1 protein-coding gene is annotated in these 1679 nt (G+C 67.7%); it reads left to right on the forward strand.

Annotation, left to right across the window (positions count from 1 at the left end; translation table 11 throughout):
- Window positions 1-304: 304 nt before the first annotated feature.
- A complete protein-coding gene (locus KLI87_RS39280; RefSeq protein WP_214621051.1) occupies window positions 305-1561 on the forward strand; it encodes a PQQ-binding-like beta-propeller repeat protein in 1257 nt (418 codons plus the stop codon).
- The last annotated feature ends 118 nt before the right edge of the window (window positions 1562-1679 follow it).

Below are 1679 nucleotides of genomic sequence, written 5' to 3' on the forward strand. Positions count from 1 at the left end.
ACTGGGTGATCGAACGAACCCTGGCCTGGCTGCTGGGCTACCGGCGGCTGACAGTCCGCTACGAACGCCACGGCCACCTGTTCACCGCCTTCCTCACCCTCGCCGCCGCCATCACCTGCTACAAGAAACTCGCCCAACCCCCCACATGAGACACACTCTAAATTTTAGATTAGCACTTTCGTCCATGCGGCGACAAGCAGAAGATCCACGCCCATCATTTTTGGCCTTTTGCTGCAATCTCGCCGCCGTCTCCTTTACTGTGCGCGTGCCCGCTCTATCGGGACGTGCGTGAAGAGGAGACTGTATGAAGGTACCGGCGATGTTACTGGTGTTGCCGGTCGCGGCATCGATACTGGCCAACGCAGGCTGTTCCACGAAGTCGCCGTCGCATGGCAAGAGGACACCGTCGTCGGCTGCGGCTTCGCCCGTCCGGTATTACGATCCGCCACGCCGGTTCTCGGCCAAGGAGGTGCAGGTAGGCACAGGTCCGGTCGCGGTCGTCAAAGACACCGCCTATTCCTACGTCGAAACCGAGGAAGGCAGTGCGCTGGTGGCGACCGGCCTCGCGACCGGGGCGCGTCGCTGGTCGGTCGGGCTGCCCGGCGCCACCAACCTCACCAGCGGGCCGATGACCGAGGAGGATCCGCCAGCTCCGGTGGCGGTGACCGACGGGCAGGGCCAAGTCCTGATCGTCGCCGCCTACGACACCATCACCGAGGGCACCGGCACACAGCAGGACACCGAACAGACCCAGGTCCTCGCGGTCGACCCTGCGGGCCGAACCCGCTGGCACCGGGCGGCCCCCGGACCCTCCACCGCGCTTCCACCCAAGATCGTGGGAGCGGGCCGCGACGGCAACGGCGTAAGCGTGATCTTGAACGTGGGCTACACCATGGCCGTGGACGCCCAATCGGGGGCGGTGCTCTGGAAGCGGGACGGGGTCATTCCACGCGGAGTCGATGGAGACAAGGTCGTGGGCTTCCGATCAGGAGACGACGACTGGACATCGAACCTGGTCGCGTTGCGCAGTCGCGACGGGACGTCCCTCTGGTCGGGTCCGGAGATCCGCACGGCCCTGGCCGGTCGGGTCCCGGAGCTGGTCATGGCGGGGTCCGGCCGGGTGGTGGTGCACACCTCGCAAGACGGCCGGGACACGCTGTTCGACACCGCCGACGGAAAGAAGGTCACCACGCTGACCCCGCTCGGCGGACTCGGCAACAAGGACTTCGTGTGCGAGTTCGATCAACGAGACACCATCGTGTGCACCGAGCCCGCCGTGATCAGCGGAGACTCCCCCGAGCAAACGCTGGCGTTCGACGCCCGTTCCGGCCGCCGTCTGTGGTCGCTGCCCGACAAGGCCGCCGGCCGCGTGGCCCTCGATGTGACCTGCGCGTTCCATGGTGCCGTCTACGGTCACGCCGAGAACGGCGATGTGGTGGTCGACGCACGTAGCGGCGCCGACGTCGTGACCGGGGACGCGGCTCTCGCCGTGACCGACGCCGTGCCCGGTTACGGCCTGGTGACCTCGGGAGGCACCCAGGCGCACCCGGCCATCGGGTAAGGCTCCGCGATCGCCCGGACGAGTTCGCGAATGGAAGCGGCCCAGTGGTGGGGGGCGGGGGGGGCGCCCCCCACGAAGGCCACCACAACCCCCCCCCCGGGGGCGGGAAAACCCGGGA

Source organism: Actinomadura sp. NEAU-AAG7 (assembly GCF_018603865.1).
GTDB lineage: Bacteria > Actinomycetota > Actinomycetes > Streptosporangiales > Streptosporangiaceae > Spirillospora > Spirillospora litoris.